We start from the raw sequence: 19,320 nt of genomic DNA, 5'->3' as shown, positions 1-19,320 counted from the left end.
ATGATCTCCTCCGTCTTCATCGATCGTCCGCGGCTCGCCATCGTCATCGCGCTCGTGATCAGCATCGCCGGCGCCATCGCGCTGCTGCGCATTCCCGTCGCGCAATTTCCCGACATCGTGCCGCCGCAGGTGACGGTGTCCGGCAACTTCCCCGGCGCCTCGGCCTCTGTCGTGGAGGCGAGCGTCGGGCAGCCGCTGGAGGCGCAGATCGTCGGCGTCGACCAGATGCTCTACATGAAATCGACCAGCGGCAATGACGGCAGCTACAGCCTGACCGTGTCCTTTGCGCTGGGGTCGGATGCGAACATCGATACCGTCAACGTCAACAATCGCGTTCAGACCGCGCTGTCGCAGCTGCCCTCCGAGGTCCAGGCGCAGGGCCTCTCGGTGCAGAAGAAGTCATCGTCCGTGCTGCAGTTCCTGGTGCTCTACAGCGCCAATGGCGAACAGGATCCGCTGTTCATCACCAACTACGCTATCATCAACGTCCTCGATGCGATCGCGCGGACGCCGGGCGTCGGGCAAGCCAACCTGTTCGCCCGCATGAACTATTCAATGCGCATCTGGTTCGACACGCAACGGCTGACCAGCCTCAATCTGGCGCCAAGCGACGTCGTCAATGCGATACGAAGCCAAAGCGTGCAGGCGCCGGTTGGACGCATCGGTAGCCGGCCGATCGGCCCCGATCAGCAGTTCCAGTTCAACGTGCAGACGCAAGGCCGGCTCGCGAGCGCCGAGCAGTTCGGCAACATCGTGCTGCGGGCCAATCCGGATGGTTCGGTGCTGCGCATCAGCGACGTCGCGCGCGTCGAGATCGGCGCACAGAACCTTGACACCGAAGCCCGCATCGATGGCCAGTCCGGCGTGCCGATCGGCATCTACCTCGCGCCGGGCGCCAACGCCGTGACGACAGCGAACGCGGTGGCGGCGACGTTGCAGCGGCTCTCGGAGCGTTTCCCATCGGGTCTGACCTACCGGGTCGTGCACGATTCCACGACCTTCGTTCGCGAGACCATTGGCGAGGTGCTGCGGACGCTCGCCGAGGCTTTCGTCCTAGTGGTCATCGTCGTATTCCTGTTTCTCGGCAATCTGCGCGCCACGATCATTCCCGCCGTCGCGGTGCCCGTCAGCCTGATCGGTGCCTTCGCGGTGCTGCTGCTGGTCGGTTATTCCGCCAACACGGTGTCGCTGCTCGCGATGGTGCTCGCGATCGGCATCGTGGTCGATGACGCCATCGTCGTCGTCGAGAACGTCGAGCGCGTGATGGAGGATGAACCGGAGCTGTCGCCGGCCGATGCCGCCAAGAAGGCGATGCGGCAGATTACGGCGCCCATTATTGCCATCACGCTCGTGCTGCTCTCGGTGTTTGTTCCGATCGCCTTCATTCCCGGCATTTCGGGCACGCTGTTCCGCCAGTTCGCGGTGACCATCAGCGCAGCCATGGTGATCTCGGCGGTGAATGCGCTGACGCTGTCACCCGCGCTTTGCGCGGTGTTCCTGCGGCATACGGGCCCCCGGCGCGGGATCATGCGGCGGGTGCTGGCTGGGATCGACTGGACGAGGGATCGTTATGCCGGCGGCGTCCGGCGGCTGCTGCGGATCTCGGTTCTCTCCGTTGTGCTGGTGATCGCCTGCGCGGCCGGCATCTTCGGCATGTCGCTGATCACGCCGACCGGCTTCCTGCCTGAGGAGGATCAGGGCGCCTTCTTCGTCATGGTACAGCTTCCGGACGGCGCGTCGGTCTCGCGCACCAGCGAGGTGGCCGGACGAGTGGAGCAGGAACTGCGCAAGCTCGACGGCGTCGACCACGTGCTGTCGATCATAGGCTTCTCGCTGCTCGATGCCCGCGCCGAGCCGAACGCGGCCTTCATGGTGATCCGGCTGAAGCCGTTTGCGGAGCGCACCAGCGTGGCGCAATCGGCGCAGGCGCTGATCGCCAAGGCCGCTGCAGCCGGCAGCCAAATCCAGCAGGCGAACGTGCTGCCGTTCAACCTGCCCCCGATCATCGGCCTTTCCACCAGCGGCGGCTTCGAATATCAGCTGGAGGCGCTGGAAGGGCAGGACCCGACCGCCATGAACAGCGTGATGAACGGCCTGATCGCGGCGGCCAATCAGGACGCGCGGTTGGCGCGGGTGTTTTCGACCTTCAGCGCCAGCAATCCTTCGATCTATCTCGACATCGATCGCGCCAAGGCGCAGGTGCTCGGCCTCAATCTGAGCGACGTCTTCACCACCTTGCAGGCGACGCTCGGCGGCATCTACGTCAACAATTTCAATTTGTATGGCCGCACCTGGCAGGTGAATGTCGAAGGCGAGGCCAAGGACCGCCGCGATATCCCGTCACTCTGGCAGATCTACGTCCGCAACGCGCGCAACGAGATGGTCCCGCTTCGCTCGATCGCCAGCGCCAAGATGGTGCAGGGCCCTCAGGTCATCACGCGCTACAACAATTACCGCTCGATCACCGTCAATGGCGGTCCGGCGCCCGGCGTCTCCTCTGGTACGGCGATCGCGGCGATGCAGGAGATCTCAAACCGGACGCTGCCATCCGGCTATTCCTACGAGTGGACCGGCACAGCCTATCAGGAACAGCAGGCGGCTGGGCAGACCGGCGTGATCATGGCACTCGCCGTGCTGTTTGCCTATCTGTTCCTTGTGGCGCTGTATGAGAGCTGGATGATTCCAGTCCCGGTGCTGCTTTCGGTCACCGTCGGTGTCCTCGGCTCCTATGTGGCCGTTCGTCTGGCCGGGCTCACCCTGGATCTCTACGCGCAGATCGGGCTCGTGGTACTGATCGCGCTGGCCGCCAAGAATGGAATCCTCATCGTCGAGTTTGCCAAGGAGCAGCGCGAGCAGGGCAGGGATGTCGTCGACGCTGCGGTGCTCGGCGCCCAGATGCGGTTTCGCGCCGTGATGATGACCTCGATTGCCTTCATCCTCGGGCTTGTGCCACTCGTCATTGCGACCGGCGCGGCGCAGATCAGCCGCCGCGCGGTCGGCACCGCGGTGTTTGGCGGCATGCTCGCCGCCAGCACGATCGGAATCATCCTGATCCCGATGCTCTATGTCACGTTCCAGAGACTGCGCGAGCGGGGCAAGCGCGCCATACTGAGGGGATCCTCGACTGGGCTCTTGTCTCGGGACAGTGAAAGTGGCGAGCACTGAACCTCAAGTCGCTTGGAGCACTTGGCTTGGGCACTGAAGTACGTAAAGAAGTCCAGCCAAATAACTGCGAGCGGGGACCGGATGAGGCAGAGAACGGCAGGAACAGTGCGGGCTCCTGCCCTTTGACGTTACTTTGCGGAGCCGTCGGGTTTGAGAAAATGACAACGATCGGCACACCAGAGATCCAGTCTCGGACTTCTTCCGTGTGAACCACAACTCTTGAACCAAGGAGCACCCAACGCCGACGCCGACCTGATCGCGGAATCCGGTGTCGCGATCTTGCCCGTCGAGCGGAAGCTTTCGGTTGCGATACGCAATTCCAAGCCGGTTATGTGAAGGACCATCCATGGCAGCATCTTGTTTCAAAGAACACGGATCAGCTGAAGGCCAACACTGCGGTGCGCCAGGAGAGGCCTTGAGCTATAATGTCTCCTCAACAGTGTCGGGAAAGCCGACGGCCGGCATTCACCCGCGTTTAGCAATAGCCGCGCCGAGAAGAAACGCTATCAGCAGAGAAGAAAGCGGGGCCCTCGCGGGCGACGTTGCGCAAGACGCTGAGCGGCATTCCCGGCTTCTGTCCTGCGTCGACCGCGTGTCGCACCTGAGTTGCTGCTCGCCTTACGACGTCAGCGAAGGAATCAATCGCGGATGCCTTTCCCTCGACGGGATAGAGCCCTTCATATATGAACGGCGGGAGCGCGTTATCGTTGCTCATGAGTTTTTCCCGGTTTACAGAGTGAGATTGATCGACGGCAAGCTTCAATGTCGCGGCGTCCGGGATGGTTCCGCGTCTCTCCTCCGCCGGCTGTTCGATCAGGGCTCCTCTGGCTCGATGCCTGGGCGAGAGTGCCAAAGGGCCTTCCTTCCTTGGCCAGCATCCCCGATCTCAGCTTTTCGCGTGATAGGAGCAGGCGCGACGGTTCTTGCAGCTACTTTGGCCAACAGGAAAGGGTCGCTTCAGCAATCGTTCGGCGCGCGGATTTGTGCAGGACGCAAGCTGGTGAGTTGACGTGCGTATTCTCGCTCTATCAGCCCGAAGCAGGCGCAAGAGGCTTTTCGGAGCTCCGCGGGATCCGTGATGCTGATGTGCGCGCGTTCGTTCCGGATTATTCCATTCTGCTCCAGTACGCTGATGCATTCGGTGACGCTCGCCCGTCTCACGCCCAGCAGATTGCTAAGGACCTGGTGTGTCAGCGGCACCTGATGATCGTTGAGCACCTCGCATGCGACCAGCAGCCACCGGGCGAGTCGCTGCTTGAGGGGATGGACCGCATTACAGACCCCGGCCTGGGATGTCTGCACCATGACTACGGCGAGATACCTCAGGAGAACGTGGCGGAACGCCGGCAACAATTCCGCCAACTGGAGGAAGTCGCGCGCAGGGATCCGGAGTGCGCTGCCACCGACATGGACAATGCGCCGGTGCGGCGGCATATGGTCGTCTCCAGACAACATGAGTATTGCGCCGACCACCCCCTCGCTTCCGACGAGCCAGGCATCTAGAAATCGGTTGTGATCGACCTTGGCGGCGACTGAAACGAGCCCATCCGTCATAAAGTAGACGTGCTCCATGGAACATCGCCAATGATGCAGGATCTGACGTGGCCGCAAGCGGACGCGCTCGGCTTTTGTGAGAACGCACTTCAGTTCATCATCAGGCAAAATACCCAGGATTCGATTGTGCCGTGCGCTTGCAGCTTGGTCGCTAACGAGCCGGTCCATCTGGGTCACACAGCTGATCTTGTCAGCAACGTCGCAAGTACTGAACGCCGCGCCGGTCGCGGAACTTGGCACCTCCGGCCGGCACTTTGGGTCGCAGTCTTTCCGTCCCGCACACGATAAAGAACGTCGACAGGGGGCGCCCGTTCCGCGTCGTCCTCCGCGTCAGGACACAAGGCTGGCTCCCAGCGCCGAGCCTCGGTGGCGTGCCTCCGCGCGGCGGGAGCGCAACAAAGCTTGGTACGCTCGGACGATTGTTGGTGCGTTAGCGTGCGAACTTTCCCGCCGTCATCCACCGCCAACACCCACGCGGGAGAGCCATCCCCTTGGAAACCCGGCTGTTTTCGAAGTCGACCTCCAAGATCGACGCCGAGACGACCACAGGAACATCGTGCGACGAACTTACGTTGCAACGGCGCTGGGCTGGCGGTGTTTGAAAGCGGCGCGACATGGTGCAGGACACGAAGATTTCCGACTACGAACCCGATGGCACCGTGGAGTATGATGGCCCGTCCGGAGGCTGGGGCTCCCTGGAAGGCATAGCGCGGATCTTCGGCAAGGAATGGAGCTCGCCTGGAGCGTTGAACACCCTTCGGCGTCAAAACAAGCCCAAGGGCTTCATGTGCGTATCCTGCTCCTGGGCGAAGCCGGCGGATTATCACGCGTTCGAGTTCTGCGAGAACGGCGCGAAAGCGACGCTCTGGGAGCTGACCTCGCGGCGCTGCACGCCGGAGTTCTTTGCCCAGCATACCCTCGCCGAACTGCGAACCTGGAGCGACTACGATCTGGAGCAGCAGGGACGCCTGACCCATCCATTGCGCTATGACAGCGCATCCGATCAGTACGTACCCTGCGGCTGGGACGAAGCCTTCCAGGCCATCGGCGCGCAGCTCAAGGCGCTCGATCCCAAGTCGGTCATATTCTACTCCTCCGGCCGCGCCAGCCTGGAAACGTCCTATCTCTACGCGCTGTTCGCACGGGTCTACGGCAACAACAACCTGCCGGATAGTTCCAACATGTGCCACGAAACGACGTCCGTCGCGCTCAAGAAACTGATCGGGGAGGGCGTCGGGACCGTCGTGTTCCAGGATCTCAGCAATTGCGACGCCATGTTCTTCTTCGGTCAGAACACCGGCTCGAACAGCCCACGCTTCCTTCATCCGCTGCAGGACGCGGCGAAACGCGGGGTGCAGATCATCACGTTCAACCCCGTGCGCGAAAAGGGGCTGGAGGTGTTCGTCAACCCGCAAAACCCGGCGGAGATGCTGACCGGCAAGGCGACGCAGATCAGCAGCCAGTATCATCAGGTGAAGGTCGGCGGCGACATCGCCGTCATCCTCGGCATCTGCAAGCATGTGTTCAGGGCTGACGACAAGGCCAAGGCCGAAGGGAAGAGGGTGCTCGACACCGCCTTCATCGCGCAGCACACTAGCGGATTTGAAGCCTTCGAGGCAAAGGTCCGTGGCACGTGCTGGGAGGACATCGAGGCCGCCTCGGGTCTGAGCCGCGTTGCGATCGAGGGCGCTGCGCAAGTCTATGTCGAGGCTGATCGCGTCATCGGGATCTACGGCATGGGTCTGACCCAGCATGTCCACGGCTTCGAAAACGTCGCCATGCTGGTCAACATGCTCCTTCTCAAGGGCAACATCGGACGCGATGGCACCGGCATCTCGCCGGTGCGCGGCCATTCCAACGTGCAGGGTCAACGCACGGTTGGCATTTCCGAGAAGCCGGAGCTCGTGCCGCTCGATAAATATGCCAAGCAGTTCGGCTTCGAGCCGCCGCGCGACAAGGGCATGAACACGGTCGAGACCTGCGAGGGCATCCTGTCGGGCAAGGTCAAGGCGTTCTTCGGACTGGGCGGCAATTTCGTTCGTGCCATCCCGGAGCGCGCCAAGATGGAGGCGGCTTGGCGCGACCTCGAGCTGACGGTCCAAGTGGCAACCAAGCTCAACCGTAGTCACCTCGTGAACGGCAAGGTCGCCTATCTCTTGCCTTGCCTCGGCCGCACCGAACACGACGAGCAGGCGAGCGGCCCGCAGGCGGTCACCATGGAAGACACGTTCAGCTGCATCCAGGGCTCCATCGGCCTGCGCAAGCCGGCGAGCGAACATCTGAAATCCGAGGTCGCGATCGTCGTCGGGCTCGCTAAGGCGACCCTGCCGCCGAACCCGAAGCTGCCGTGGGACGCCTGGGTCGGCGACTACGGGCTGATCCGCGACCAGATCGCCGAGACCTATCCTGACGAGTTCCACGACTTCAACGCGCGCATGTTCACGCCCGGCGGTTTCTATCGTGGCAACTCGGCACGCGAGCGGATCTCGAAGACCAAGAGCGGAAAGGCCGTGTTCACGGTGCCGGAGACGCTGAGCTCCACGGGGTTCGATGACGCGCCGGGCCGACATCGTCTTCTCACGATGCGCAGCAATGACCAGTTCAACACCACGATCTATGGCTACAGCGATCGGCTGCGGGGCATTGAGGGCACGCGGGATGTGCTGCTGATGAATCCCGAAGACATCCGGCGCGCAGGGCTCTCCGAGGGACAGATGGTCTCTTTGATCAGCGATGCCGATGACGGCGTCGAGCGGGAAGTCGGGCCGCTGAAGGTCACATCCTTCAAGCTGCCGGATGGCTGCGTCGGCGCGTACTACCCCGAAATGAATCCGCTCATTCCGTTGTCCCACCATGACATCCATTCCAAGACACCCGCCGCCAAGTCGGTGCCCGTCCGCATTCGCGCGTGAGCTCGCAGGAGCAAGCTGCGAAAGGGGGAGTGAATGCAGCTGTTCCGCCCGGGCGCGAATACGATTGCGCTGCTGATCATGGCAGCGATCGGCGCAGCTCCCGTGCTCGCGGTCGGCGTCTCCTACGAAGTGATGCGCTCGCCTTACATCACCGACCAGAACATCACCCGCAACCAGCCGGTGCCGTTCAGTCACGAGCATCACGTCTCCGGCCTTGGACTCGACTGTCGCTACTGCCACACCTCCGTCGAGAAGGCGCGCTTCGCCGGCATTCCGCCGACCGAGACCTGCATGACATGCCATTCCCAGATCTGGACCAATGCGGAGATGCTGGCGCCCGTGCGTGAGAGCCTCGCGAACAACACGCCGATCTCCTGGCAGCGCGTGCACCGGCTCCCTGCCTATGTGTACTTCGATCATTCGGTCCACGTTGCCAAGGGCGTCGGCTGCACCACCTGTCACGGCGACGTCGGGCAGATGCGGTTGATGCGGCAGGCGGCGCCGCTCACGATGCAATGGTGTCTCGATTGCCACCGCGCGCCCGAACCTGATCTGCGGCCGCACGAGGCGGTGTTCGATCCGAAGTGGCAGCCGCCCCCGAACCAGGCCGAGATCGGGCCCAAGCTTGCCGCGAGCTATCACATCAACACCGGTCACTTGACGGACTGCACCGTATGCCATCGCTAAAGGAGTTACCGACCCGCCCAGCTGCTCCTGGACTCAGTCGGCTCAACCGGCGCCAGGCGCTCAGCCTCCTGGCGACTAGCCTGGCCAGCGGGCTTGCCGCGTGCAGCAAGCCGAACGAGCAGATCATTCCTTATGTCAGGATGCCCGAGCGGATCGTTCCGGGCGAGCCGCTGAAATTCGCGACGACGCTGGCGCTCGCGGGCGTCGGACGCGGCGTGATCGTGACGTCGATCGACGGCCGGCCGATCAAGGTCGAGGGCAATCCGCGGCATCCCGGCAGCCTTGGCGCCACCGACGTGTTCGCAGAAGCTGCGGTGCTGTCGCTGTATGATCCGGACCGATCGCGCACCATCCTGCGGGACAATGCGATCGCCCCGCGGGAGGCGCTGGCGGCCGCGCTCTCCGGCGTGCGGCAGCAGGGCGGTGACGGCCTGCGCCTGCTGACCGGCCGCACCACGTCGCCGACGCTGTTGCGGCAGATCGACGGTCTGCTGCAGGCCTTTCCAGACGCAGCCTGGCATGCTTACGACCCCACCGACGACGACAACGCAAGCGAGGGAGCCGAACTCGCGTTCGGCCAGCCGCTGCGCGGCCTGCCGGAGTTCGACAAGGCCCGTGTGATCGTCGCGCTCGATGCCGATCCGCTCGGGCATGGCGCCGATCAGATGCGGAACGGGCGCGGCTTTGCGGCGCGTCGCAGCGGCGGCGTCGACTCGTTCTCGCGGCTGTACTGCATCGAAAGCGCGCTCACGCTCACCGGTGCCAAGGCCGATGAGCGGCTCGCCTTACGTCCGGAAGCGATCGAGAAATTCGCCATGGCGCTTGCGGGGACGCTTGGCGCGAACCTTGGAACTTCGGAGCTTCCGGACAATCAGCGCGCGCTGCTGCAGAAAATGTCTACCGATCTCAAAGCCCACAAGGGCGAGGCGCTCGTCTTGACTGGGCCGGCGATGTCCAAGGAGATGCACGCGCTCGCGCACTGGATCAATGCAGAGCTGAATGCCCCGATTCAACCGGTCGCGCCCACCGATCGGACGCCCGCGGGCAAGCAGGCCGGCACGCTGAAGCAGCTGGTGGATGATCTCAGTGCCGGGCGCGTGCGGCAATTGGTGATGGTCGGCGTCAATCCGGCTTATGACGCGCCGGCTGATCTGGGATTTGCGGTACATGCTCAGAAGGCGGCGTTTCGGCTGCACATGGGCGTCTACGCCGACGAGACAGCCGCGATTGCCCATTGGCACGTCCCGCAAAATCACCCGTTCGAGACCTGGTCCGACCTGCGTGCCTGCGACGGTACGGCAAGCATCGTGCAGCCGCTGATCCGGCCACTGTACGAGACTTTTTCGGATCATGAGCTGCTCGCCTGGCTCGCCGGCGAAGCCGACGCAAAGGCCTACGATCTGGTGCGGCAGACTTGGCAAAACAGCGCTCCCCAGGACTTCGAGGCGTGGTGGCAGCGCGCGCTGCATGACGGGGTCATTAGCGACAGCGCTGCGGCGCGCGTGCCCATCTCAGCGCCGAGGTTGCCGACGCTGACGCAGGCCGAGACGCGCGCGGACGAGCTCGATCTGGTGCTGCGTCCGGATCCCAGCCTGTGGGACGGCTCATATGCCAACAATGCCTGGCTGCAGGAATGTCCGAAGCCTCTCACCAAGCAGGTCTGGGGCAATGCCCTTGCGGTCAGTCCGGGTGATGCGGCCAGGCTTGGGCTTTCGTCTGGCGATATCGTCTCCGTCCAGGCCAACGGTCGGTCGATCGAAGCCGCGGCCGTGATCGAACCGGGCACCGCCGAGGGCGTGCTCGCGCTCTCGCTGGGCGGCGGCCGCGAGAAAGCTGGCGCGATTGGCGATCACGTCGGCGCCAACGCCTATGAGCTGCGAGACTCCAAGAGCCCGTGGCGGATTCCTCGGGTGTCGATACGACGCACCGGACGACGCGAGCCGATCCTGACGACGCAGAATGTCGTCCGTACGCCGGAGGAAGTGCGCGAGCTCTACCCTTTGCATCATCTGACGGAGACGCTGCCGGGGCCCGTCAGTGCTGATCAACCCAGCCTGATGCCGCAAAGCGTGCGCCCGGATGACGGCCACGCCTGGGCCATGGTGATCGACACCTCCGTCTGCATCGGCTGCAATGCCTGCGTGGTCGCCTGCCAGGCCGAGAACAACGTTCCGGTGGTCGGTCCCGAGCAGGTGGCAATGGGCCGCGACATGCACTGGCTGCGTGTCGACACCTATGACCATGGCGCGAACGACGCGCCGCAACTCGGCTTCCAGCCGGTGCCATGCATGCATTGCGAGCACGCGCCCTGCGAGCCGGTCTGTCCGGTCGCGGCGTCTGTACATGATAGCGAGGGACTGAACGCGCAGGTCTACAACCGCTGCATCGGCACTCGCTTCTGTGAGGCGAACTGTCCCTACAAGGTACGGCGGTTCAATTTTTTCGGTTACGCCAACGGCGAGGAATACGGCAATCTCGGCGCCGAATCCTATCGCGGGCAGAAGAATCCGGAAGTCACCGTGCGCGCCCGGGGTGTGATGGAAAAATGCACCTATTGTGTCCAGCGCATCAGCGGAGCCCGCCGCGCCGCCGAACGTGACAACCGGCCGCTCGGCCCTGACGAGGTGCATACCGCCTGTCAGAGCGCCTGTCCGACGCGCGCGATCAGCTTCGGCGACATGCACCAGGCGGACGCGGAGATCAATCGCGGCAAGGCCGATCCGCGCCACTACGCATTGCTCGGGCATCTCGGCACGCGTCCGCGCACCACCTATCTCGCCGACATCCGTAACCCCGCAGCGAAGGAGGGACGGACATGAGCCAGGTGCTCATTCCGCACGATCCGCGGCTGCATCGCTGGATTGCGTCGTCGCAGGCTGACGACGTCGAGGTCACGCAGGCCGTCGCCGATCCGGTCTTCACCCGGTTCGGCAAGACGTGGTGGCTGGCACTGCTGGCCAGCCTGCCGTTCGTGATCTGGCTGTTCGGCGGCATCGGCTGGCTGTTCTACCGCGGCATCGGCATCTGGGGCATCAACTCGACCATCGTCTGGGGAGTCGCGATTGCCAACTACGTCTGGTGGATCGGAATCGGCAACGCCGGCACGCTGATCTCGGCGATGCTGCTGCTGACCCGCCAGAAATGGCGTGCGTCGATCAATCGCTTCGCCGAAGCCATGACGCTGTTCGCGGTGGCGATCGCCGGGCTGATGCCGATCATCCATCTCGGCCGCCCGATCTATGCCTATTGGCTCGCGCCCTATCCGAACACGATGGCGCTGTGGCCGCAGTGGCGCAGCGCGCTGGTGTGGGACTTCTGGGCCATCGTCAGCTATCTGCTGTTCTCCATCCTGTTCTGGTATGTCAGCCTCATCCCGGACCTCGCGACGATGCGCGACCGCACGCCGTATCGTGCGGGACAGCTGATCTACGGCGCCTTCGCGCTCGGATGGCGCGGCTCGGCGCGCGAATGGTCCCGGCTGCAGACGTTGCACACCACCATGGCCGCGCTTGGCGTGCCGCTGGTCTGCTCGGTTCATTCCATCGTCGGCCTCGACTTCGCTGCCAGCCTGATGCCCGGCTGGCAGGAAAGCATTTTCCCGCCTTACTTCGTGGTAGGCGCGATGTATTCCGGCTTTGCCATGGTGGTTCTGCTGGCGGCGGCGATCCGGTGGGGCTTCGGACTCGAGGCCATCATCACACGGCGCCATTTCGACGTGATGGGCCGCGTGCTGCTGATGGCCTCCATCGTCATGTTCTATTCCTATGCGACCGAATGGTTCATGGGCTGGTATGGCGGAGAGCACAGCGACCGCGAGCTCGTACGTTTCGAATTCACCGGCACCTATGCTCCGCTGTTCTGGGCGCTGCTGGCCTGCAACTGCGCGATCCCCCAGCTGCTGTGGTGGCCGACGGCACGGCGCTCGCTGCCGATCCTGATCGCGATCGCGATCGCCATCAATATCGGGATGTGGCTGGAGCGTATCCTGATCGTCTGGAATACGTTGTCGCACGGCTACATGCCCTCGCTGTGGCGGACGTTTCACTTCACCTTCTGGGACTGGACGTTCCTGATCGCGCCGCTCGGCTTCTTCGCATTCCTGTTCCTGCTCTTCGTCCGTGTCGTGCCAAGCGTCTCCATGTTCGACATGCGTGAGCTCGCGCATGAGGAGCACGCTGCATGACCGAACGATTGCTCGCCGAGTTTCAGGACGACCGGACGCTGAGGGCCGGCCTGCAACGCGTGAGAGAGGCCGGACATGCCGCGCTGGAGGCGTTCACGCCGTATCCTGTCGAAGGATTAGCCGAACAGCTCGCGCAGGATCGCTCGATGATCCGGCCGGTGATGCTGATCGGCGGAGCGGGCACGGCGGCGTTTGCCTTGTTCCTGCAGTGGTACAGCGCCGTCATCAACTATCCGATCGTGAGCGGAGGGAGGCCGCTGAACTCCTGGCAGGTGTTTCTGCTGGTGCCGTTCGAGGTGGGAGTGTTCGCGGCCGCGTTGTCCGGCGTGATCGCGTTCTTCTATGCATGCGGCCTGCCTCGGCTGCACGACCCGCTGTTCGCTTTGCCCGGCTTCGAGCGCGCCACGCAGGACCGCTATTTCCTTCTGGTAGCAGCCGAGGACACCTCGACGGAACTGAGAGGGATGTTGCGCGATGCCGGCGCGCTCGGGGTGACGGAGGTGCGCGCGCCATGAACGCCCGGCTGCTCTCGTCCCTGGTTCTGTGCGGCGTGCTCGCGGGGTGCGGTGATCACTCGATGTTTCAGCAGAACCGCTATGGCACCTTCTCGAAGGCCGCGCTGTTCAAGAATGGCACCGAGGCCCAGCCAATCCCCGCCGGTGCGGTAGCCCAGGGCGATCTCGCCCCCGCAGAGGCGGCCAGCAAGCCTCCGGCGGTCGACATGGCGCTGCTGTCTCGCGGCCGCGAGCGCTACGACATCTATTGCTCGCCCTGCCATGGCTATTCGGGACGCGGCGACGGCATGATCGTTCAACGCGGATTTCCTGCGCCGCCGTCCTATCACTCCGATCGGCTCCGCGCGGCCGACGCGCAGCACTTCTTCGACGTCATCACCAATGGCTATGGCGTGATGTACTCCTACGCCGCGCGGGTCGACGTCCGGGACCGATGGGCCATCGCCGCCTATATCCGCGCGCTGCAGCAGTCACAACATGTCGACGTCGCTGACGTCCCGGAGCTGAGGAGCAAGCTGCCGTGATCGCTGCGCAGGGACATCATGTGTTCGGCACGCTGCGACGGCCGCGAGCGGCCGCTGGGGTTGGGCTATTGGTGCTCGCAAGCCTTGTCATGCTCGTGGCGGGGCTGTTGGGATCGCATCCGGCGCTGCCGCGCGGCTGGCTGCTTGCGTTCGCGGTCTGGAGCTGCGTGCCGATCGGCAGCATGACGTTGCTCCTCATTCATCGCCTGACCGGTGGCGGTTGGGGCAGGGCGGCCGCCCCGGTGCTGCGGCCGTTCGCAGCCATGGTGCCGCTTGTCGCGATCGCTTTCCTGCCGGTCCTTGCCAGCCTAGGTCAGATCTATCCATGGGCATCCGATCCGACACAGATCAAGCCGGATGTCGCGCGGTGGTATCTCAGCCAGCCAGCGTTCATTCTGCGCTCGGCGATCGCGCTCATCGGATGGTCGGTGCTTGGCGTGACGTTTGCGCTGGACGCTGGCGGTCGCATCCTGGCTGCGCTCGGACTGGCGTTTTTCGGGCTGATGATCAGCCTCGTTGCGGTCGATTGGTATCTATCGGTGGAGCCGCATTACGTCGCTACTGCTTTCGCGTCCATGATCGCGATCCAACAGATTCTCGCGGCGCTGGCTGTGATTGCCGTGATCTCGCCGCCTCAGCTCGAAGGCAAGGCCGTGAGCGATATAGCCGGGCTGCTGATCGCCACTCTCCTCGGCGTGGTCTATCTCGAATACATGACCTACGTGGTCGCCTGGTACGGCGATCTGCCCGCCAAGGCGGCGTGGTTCCTCAAGCGTAGCCATGGCGCAGAGATCGTGACGCTGCTGGCGAGCTTCATCGTCGGTGCGGTCCTCCCGTTCGCGCTGCTGTTGTTCGAATCCGTCCGCCGCAATCGTCTGGCGCTTCGCATTGTCGGGGCATTGCTGCTGATCGGGACGATCCTGCATCTGGCGTGGCTGATCGTGCCGGCGTTCGTCGCGCAAGGCGCCGTTGCTGCGACCGGCATCGGCGTCCTTGTTGTCCTCGCAATCACCTCCGTGCTGATCGCGGGCGAGGGCGCCTCGACGGAGGTGCGCGATGCCGACTGACGAGATGGGCGGCCGCATTATGTCGCAGCCGCCTGAGGTCGAAACCCGGATCGTCTTGGCGGTGGTCGGAGGGTTCCTGCTGATGGTCGCAGCAGCCGTGGCGGGACTTCTGGTGTTTCTCAATACCGATGTCCCTGGAGCGCTGGCTCCCAGACACGAACGTCCGTTCCCCGCGCCAACTCTGCAGACAACACCGCAAGGGGACCTCGCGAAATTCGAAGCCGCGCAGCGCAAGGATTTATCGGGTTACGGCTGGGTCGACCGTGATCGCGGCCTTGCGCGCGTGCCGATCGAAGATGCGATGCGGATGATCGCCGCTCGCGGCGAGCACGCCTATGATCCGCTGACCACGCGCTCTCAGTCACCGTCTGACGCAGGCGGAGGCAAGCCATGAGGCGAGCTCTTCTCATCGTCGCGCTGGCAGTCTGGCCCAGCGTCGCGTCGGCCGGATTGACGGAGCAGCAGATCGGCAGCGTCGCTTTCGATCCTCCCCCCGGCGCGCGCGTCCCAATGTGGCTGCCCTTCAAGGATGTTGCAGGCGAGACCGTCACGATCGGCCAAGCCATCGGAGGACGGCCGACGCTGCTGATCCCCGCCGATTTCACCTGCAAGCAGATCTGCGGACCAGCGCTGACGATCGCGGGATCCGCCTTGCAGCAGACGGGCCTCGTTGCCGGCCGCGACTACAGCGTCGTGGTGGTCGGGATCGATCCCCGCGACACGATCGAAGATGCCCGACGCTTCACTGAAGGCCAGATCGCGACAGAAGGAAACTCGGTTCTGACGGGAACGCGTGAGTCGATCGGTCAGCTGCTTCAGATGATTGGCTACCACGATGCCTTCGACGCCAGCCGCGATGCCGTGGCCCATCCGGCGGCTTTCGCAACCCTCGGCGCTGACGGTCGTGTCGTCCGGACGCTTTCGAGCCTGGCACTCCAGCCAACCGACCTGCGGCTCGCGCTGCTCGAAGCCGGGCATGGACGGATCGGCGGCTTGGCCGGGCGCATCGCGCTGTTGTGTTACGGCTTCGACGCCGTGCATGGCATCTATACGCGACGTATCACGACGGTGCTGCGGATGGCGGGGGCGATCAGCGTGGTGCTTCTCGCCTCCGCAATCGTCCTCATGCTGCTGCGCAGTTCCAAGCGCGGAGCGTCGGCATGACCTCGCCGTTCAGTCTGCCGGAAGCGAGCACCCACGCGGTCACGGTGGACGAGATCTTCTATTTTCTGCTGTTCCTCTCCGGCGCCACGGTCGTGCTCGTCTTCGGGATGATCCTGCTGTTCGCGGTCCGCTACCGCCGGGGATCGTCGGCCAAGCGCGGCCCGATGCCGGAATTCCTGCGTCGGGAGTTCGAGATCGGCTGGACTGTGGCCACGCTGCTGGGCTTTCTGTTCCTGTTCTGGTGGGCAAGCTCCGCCGATCTCAGCAGCCTGGCCGCTCCCGCGGGCTCGCTGGAAATCCACGTTGTCGCGAAGCAGTGGATGTGGAAGACGCAGCATCCGAGCGGCGCGCGCGAGATCAATGCGCTGCATGTCCCGCTCGGCCAGCCGGTTCACCTGCTGATGAGCTCACAGGACGTGATCCACTCGTTCTTCGTCCCGGCCTTCAGGGTCAAGCAGGACGTGGTTCCGGGGCGTGATACCGACATTTGGTTTCAGGCCAGCAAGATCGGCGTTTTTCCGCTGCTCTGCGCGGAATATTGCGGCACGGACCATTCGGTGATGCGCGGCAAGATCATCGTCATGCGGCCGGAGGACTATGCCAAATGGCTGGTGCAGCAGCCCGAAGGCGATGATCTCGCACATGAAGGCGCGAAGCTGTTCGTGTCCCAGGGCTGCTCCGGCTGTCATGCGCCGTCGTCGAATGTGCACGCGCCGCGGCTCGCCGGCGTCTACGGCCGCTATGTGCAGCTGTCGGACGGGCGCACGGTGAAGGCGGACGACGCCTATATCCGAGATTCCATCATGCAGCCGAAGCGCGACGTGGTCGCGGGCTATGAACCAATCATGCCGAGCTTCAAGGGCCTGCTCGACGATGGCGAGATCCAGAGCCTGACTGCCTATATCCGCTCGCTCGCGGAGGAGGGGCCTCATGACTGACGCATTGCTCGCCGGAGACCTGCCGCTGCCGCCGCGGCCCGACTATCTGCGGCACGGCTCGACGATCGCCTCCTGGCTGACCACGACCGACCACAAGCGGATCGCGATCCTCTACGCGATCACTATCACCTTCTTCTTCTTCCTCGGCGGCGCGGCGGTGACGGCGGTCCGGCTCGAGCTGTTCGAGCCGAACGGATGGCTGCTGACGTCCGATACCTACAACAAGCTGTTCTCGTTCCATGGCATCATCATGGTCTGGTTTTTCCTCGTGCCGTCGATACCGAACACGCTCGGCAACTTCCTGCTGCCGCTGATGATCGGCGCGCCGGATGTGGCGTTTCCGCGCCTCAACCTCTTCAGCTGGTATCTGACGATCGCCGCAGGCGCATTCACCGTCTATGCGCTGCTGGCCGGCGGCGTGGACACGGGCTGGACCTTCTATACGCCGTACTCATCGATGTTCTCCAACAGCCACGTCTTCGCCGCGGCGGCTGGTGTCTTCGTGGTGGGCTTCGCCAGCATCGCCACGGGCGTCAACTTCATCGCGACCACGCATATGCTGCGCGCTCCCGGCATGACCTGGTTCCGGCTGCCACTGTTCGTCTGGGCGATCTACGCCACGTCCCTGATCATGGTGCTCGCGACGCCCGTCCTGGCGATCTCGCTCCTGCTCGTGATTGCCGAGCGCGTGCTCGGATTGCCGATTTTCGATCCCGCGCGCGGCGGCGACCCCATCCTGTTTCAGCACCTGTTCTGGTTCTACTCGCACCCCGCGGTCTACATCATGGTTCTGCCTGCGATGGGCGTGGTGTCTGAGGTCATTCCCTGCTTCGCGCGACGCCGCATCTTCGGCTACGACTTCATGGTCTATGCCATGCTCGCCATCGCCGGCATCGGCTTCTTCGTCTGGGGCCATCACATGTTCGTATCCGGCCAGTCTGCGTTGGCGAGCCTGATCTTCTCGTTTTTGTCCTTCATCATCGCGGTGCCCTCAGCCATCAAGGTGTTCAACTGGACGGCCTCGCTGTTCCGCGGCCAGATCAGCTTCGAGTCACCGATGCTATATTCGCTCGGCTTCGTCGGTCTGTTCACGACCGGTGGCCTGTCCGGGCTGTTCCTCGCCTCGATCCCGGTCGACATCCACGTGACCGACACATACTTCGTCGTCGCGCATTTCCACTACATCATGGTCGGTGGCTCGGTCTCGGCGTTCTTCGCCGGCCTGCACTTCTGGTGGCCAAAGGTGACGGGCAAGCTCTATCCCGAGAGCTGGGCGAAGTTCGCAGCGATCCTGATGTACGCCGGCTTCAACATGACCTTTCTGCCCCAGTTCTTCGCGGGGTATCTCGGCATGCCGCGCCGCTATCACACATACCCCGCCGAGTTTCAGATCTACAACGTGATGTCGTCCGCCGGCGCCGCCGTGCTCGCGATCGCCTACCTGCTGCCGCTCGGCTATCTCACCTGGTCGCTGCTCTACGGTGGGCGAGCGGGCAAGAACCCTTGGGCCGCGACCGGGCTGGAATGGACCACCACGTCGCCGCCTCCGCCAAGAAATTTCGACCGGCAGCCGCGCGTCGACCGTGGTCCCTACGAGTACCACGCCGAGGGCATGTCCGCCGGCACCGACGCGCCCGAGGTGCAGAACGCGAGGGACACTCGATGAGCGACGAGAGCGCACTGCTCAGGGAGCCATGGCTCGACTTCAACCGGCAACGTGAGGCCGGCAAATTCGGCATCTGGGTGTTCCTCGGCAGCGAGATGCTGTTTTTCGGCGCACTCCTGCTCACCTACACAGTCTGTCGCATCGAGCATCCGGACGCATTTGCCGTCGCAGGGCACGAGACGAACATCTGGTACGGGACCATCAACACCGCCGTCCTGCTCACGAGCAGCCTGACAATGGCGATGGCCTCGCAGGCCGCAGAGTCGCCGGCACAGCTGCGGCGTCTCGTCCTGAATTGTCTTCTTGCTACGGCCCTGCTTGGCCTCGCTTTCGTCGTCATCAAGGGTTTCGAGTACAAGGAAGATATCGACAAGCACCTGGTGCCGGGCACCGGCTTCGCCTTGCCGCAGCCTGGCGCGCAGCTCTTTTACGGTCTTTATTGGCTGGTCACCGGCGTGCATGCCGTGCACCTCTCGATCGGCATCGTGCTGGTCAGCCGCCTGTTCTGGGAGTTCTACCGGCGCGAGCTGCCGACGCAAGCCAATCCGGAGCTCGAGGTTGCCGCGCTCTATTGGCATCTCGTCGACATCGTCTGGATCTTTCTGTACCCGCTGATCTACCTGCCGGGACGGTCGTCATGAGTGTGGGTCCCGGACAGGCGCCCGACGCGGGCCGATTATGGCGCCGAAACCTCGTCATCTGGGCGGCGTTGCTCGCGTTGCTCCTGCTGAGCCTCGGTGTCGCCTATGTGCCGATGGGGCGGATCACGGTCGCATCCGGCATCGTCATCGCGGCGATGAAGTCGGCGCTCGTCCTGCTGCTGTTCATGGAGCTGTCGAAATCGGGAGCGCTCATACGGCTCGCCGCGATCTCCGGGCTCGTCTTTCTGATCGCGATGTTCGGTCTGGCTCTGGCAGACGTGCTAACGCGCCCTTGATAGAGGCT

At 63.8% G+C, this 19,320-nt stretch carries 15 protein-coding genes; 14 read left to right on the top strand and 1 reads right to left on the bottom strand.

The features are described from left to right. Window positions 1-3,165, top strand: coding sequence for an efflux RND transporter permease subunit (locus tag ACVILH_RS31445; protein ID WP_456716366.1), 3,165 nt, complete (start codon window positions 1-3; stop codon window positions 3,163-3,165). 957 nt (window positions 3,166-4,122) lie between these two features. Here ACVILH_RS31445 and ACVILH_RS31440 read toward each other — a convergent pair. Further along, the gene (locus tag ACVILH_RS31440) at window positions 4,123-4,887 is read right to left on the bottom strand and encodes a Crp/Fnr family transcriptional regulator (RefSeq protein ID WP_456717128.1); all 765 of its coding nucleotides are present in this window, start codon (window positions 4,885-4,887) and stop codon (window positions 4,123-4,125) included. Window positions 4,888-5,333: 446 nt separating this feature from the next. Here ACVILH_RS31440 and ACVILH_RS31435 point away from each other — a divergent pair, with 446 nt between their 5' ends. Genes ACVILH_RS31435 through ACVILH_RS31375 form a run of 13 tightly spaced genes read left to right on the top strand, consistent with a single transcriptional unit; the run spans window position 5,334 to window position 19,312 of the window. Next, window positions 5,334-7,631 carry an FdhF/YdeP family oxidoreductase gene (locus ACVILH_RS31435; protein WP_456716365.1) on the top strand — a complete coding sequence of 766 codons (2,298 nt, stop codon included), beginning with the start codon at window positions 5,334-5,336 and terminating at the stop codon, window positions 7,629-7,631. Between the two features lie 33 nt (window positions 7,632-7,664). Further along, window positions 7,665-8,318 (top strand): cytochrome c3 family protein, encoded by a 654-nt coding sequence (locus ACVILH_RS31430; protein WP_456716364.1) that lies wholly within the window; start codon window positions 7,665-7,667, stop codon window positions 8,316-8,318. Then, window positions 8,306-11,137 carry a 4Fe-4S dicluster domain-containing protein gene (locus ACVILH_RS31425; protein ID WP_456716363.1) on the top strand — a complete coding sequence of 944 codons (2,832 nt, stop codon included), beginning with the start codon at window positions 8,306-8,308 and terminating at the stop codon, window positions 11,135-11,137. Before ACVILH_RS31430 ends, ACVILH_RS31425 begins: the two co-directional genes overlap by 13 nt. After that, window positions 11,134-12,501 carry an NrfD/PsrC family molybdoenzyme membrane anchor subunit gene (gene nrfD / locus ACVILH_RS31420; protein WP_456716362.1) on the top strand — a complete coding sequence of 456 codons (1,368 nt, stop codon included), beginning with the start codon at window positions 11,134-11,136 and terminating at the stop codon, window positions 12,499-12,501. Before ACVILH_RS31425 ends, nrfD begins: the two co-directional genes overlap by 4 nt. Next, a complete protein-coding gene (locus ACVILH_RS31415) occupies window positions 12,498-13,016 on the top strand; it encodes a DUF3341 domain-containing protein (protein ID WP_456716361.1) in 519 nt (172 codons plus the stop codon). The genes nrfD and ACVILH_RS31415 overlap by 4 nt, the downstream gene beginning before the upstream one ends. Continuing rightward, complete coding sequence (locus ACVILH_RS31410) at window positions 13,013-13,540, top strand: c-type cytochrome (RefSeq protein WP_456716360.1); 528 nt, start codon at window positions 13,013-13,015, stop codon at window positions 13,538-13,540. Before ACVILH_RS31415 ends, ACVILH_RS31410 begins: the two co-directional genes overlap by 4 nt. Beyond that, complete coding sequence (locus tag ACVILH_RS31405) at window positions 13,537-14,607, top strand: hypothetical protein (RefSeq protein WP_456716359.1); 1,071 nt, start codon at window positions 13,537-13,539, stop codon at window positions 14,605-14,607. The genes ACVILH_RS31410 and ACVILH_RS31405 overlap by 4 nt, the downstream gene beginning before the upstream one ends. Next, the gene (locus ACVILH_RS31400; RefSeq protein WP_456716358.1) at window positions 14,597-15,001 is read left to right on the top strand and encodes a hypothetical protein; all 405 of its coding nucleotides are present in this window, start codon (window positions 14,597-14,599) and stop codon (window positions 14,999-15,001) included. The genes ACVILH_RS31405 and ACVILH_RS31400 overlap by 11 nt, the downstream gene beginning before the upstream one ends. Then, window positions 14,998-15,771, top strand: coding sequence for an SCO family protein (locus ACVILH_RS31395; RefSeq protein WP_456716357.1), 774 nt, complete (start codon window positions 14,998-15,000; stop codon window positions 15,769-15,771). Before ACVILH_RS31400 ends, ACVILH_RS31395 begins: the two co-directional genes overlap by 4 nt. Further along, complete coding sequence (gene coxB / locus ACVILH_RS31390) at window positions 15,768-16,709, top strand: cytochrome c oxidase subunit II (protein WP_456716356.1); 942 nt, start codon at window positions 15,768-15,770, stop codon at window positions 16,707-16,709. The genes ACVILH_RS31395 and coxB overlap by 4 nt, the downstream gene beginning before the upstream one ends. After that, entirely contained in the window at window positions 16,702-18,375 is a 1,674-nt protein-coding gene (locus tag ACVILH_RS31385) for a cytochrome c oxidase subunit I (protein ID WP_456716355.1), read from the top strand. Before coxB ends, ACVILH_RS31385 begins: the two co-directional genes overlap by 8 nt. Next, the gene (locus ACVILH_RS31380) at window positions 18,372-19,016 is read left to right on the top strand and encodes a cytochrome c oxidase subunit 3 (protein ID WP_456716354.1); all 645 of its coding nucleotides are present in this window, start codon (window positions 18,372-18,374) and stop codon (window positions 19,014-19,016) included. The genes ACVILH_RS31385 and ACVILH_RS31380 overlap by 4 nt, the downstream gene beginning before the upstream one ends. Next, on the top strand, window positions 19,013-19,312 hold the full coding sequence (locus ACVILH_RS31375) for a cytochrome C oxidase subunit IV family protein (protein ID WP_456716353.1): 300 nt from the start codon (window positions 19,013-19,015) through the stop codon (window positions 19,310-19,312). Before ACVILH_RS31380 ends, ACVILH_RS31375 begins: the two co-directional genes overlap by 4 nt. Window positions 19,313-19,320 lie beyond the last annotated feature (8 nt).

The sequence above is a fragment of the Bradyrhizobium sp. USDA 4353 genome (assembly GCF_054063215.1).
This window is presented reverse-complemented; position numbering and strand designations above follow the sequence as displayed.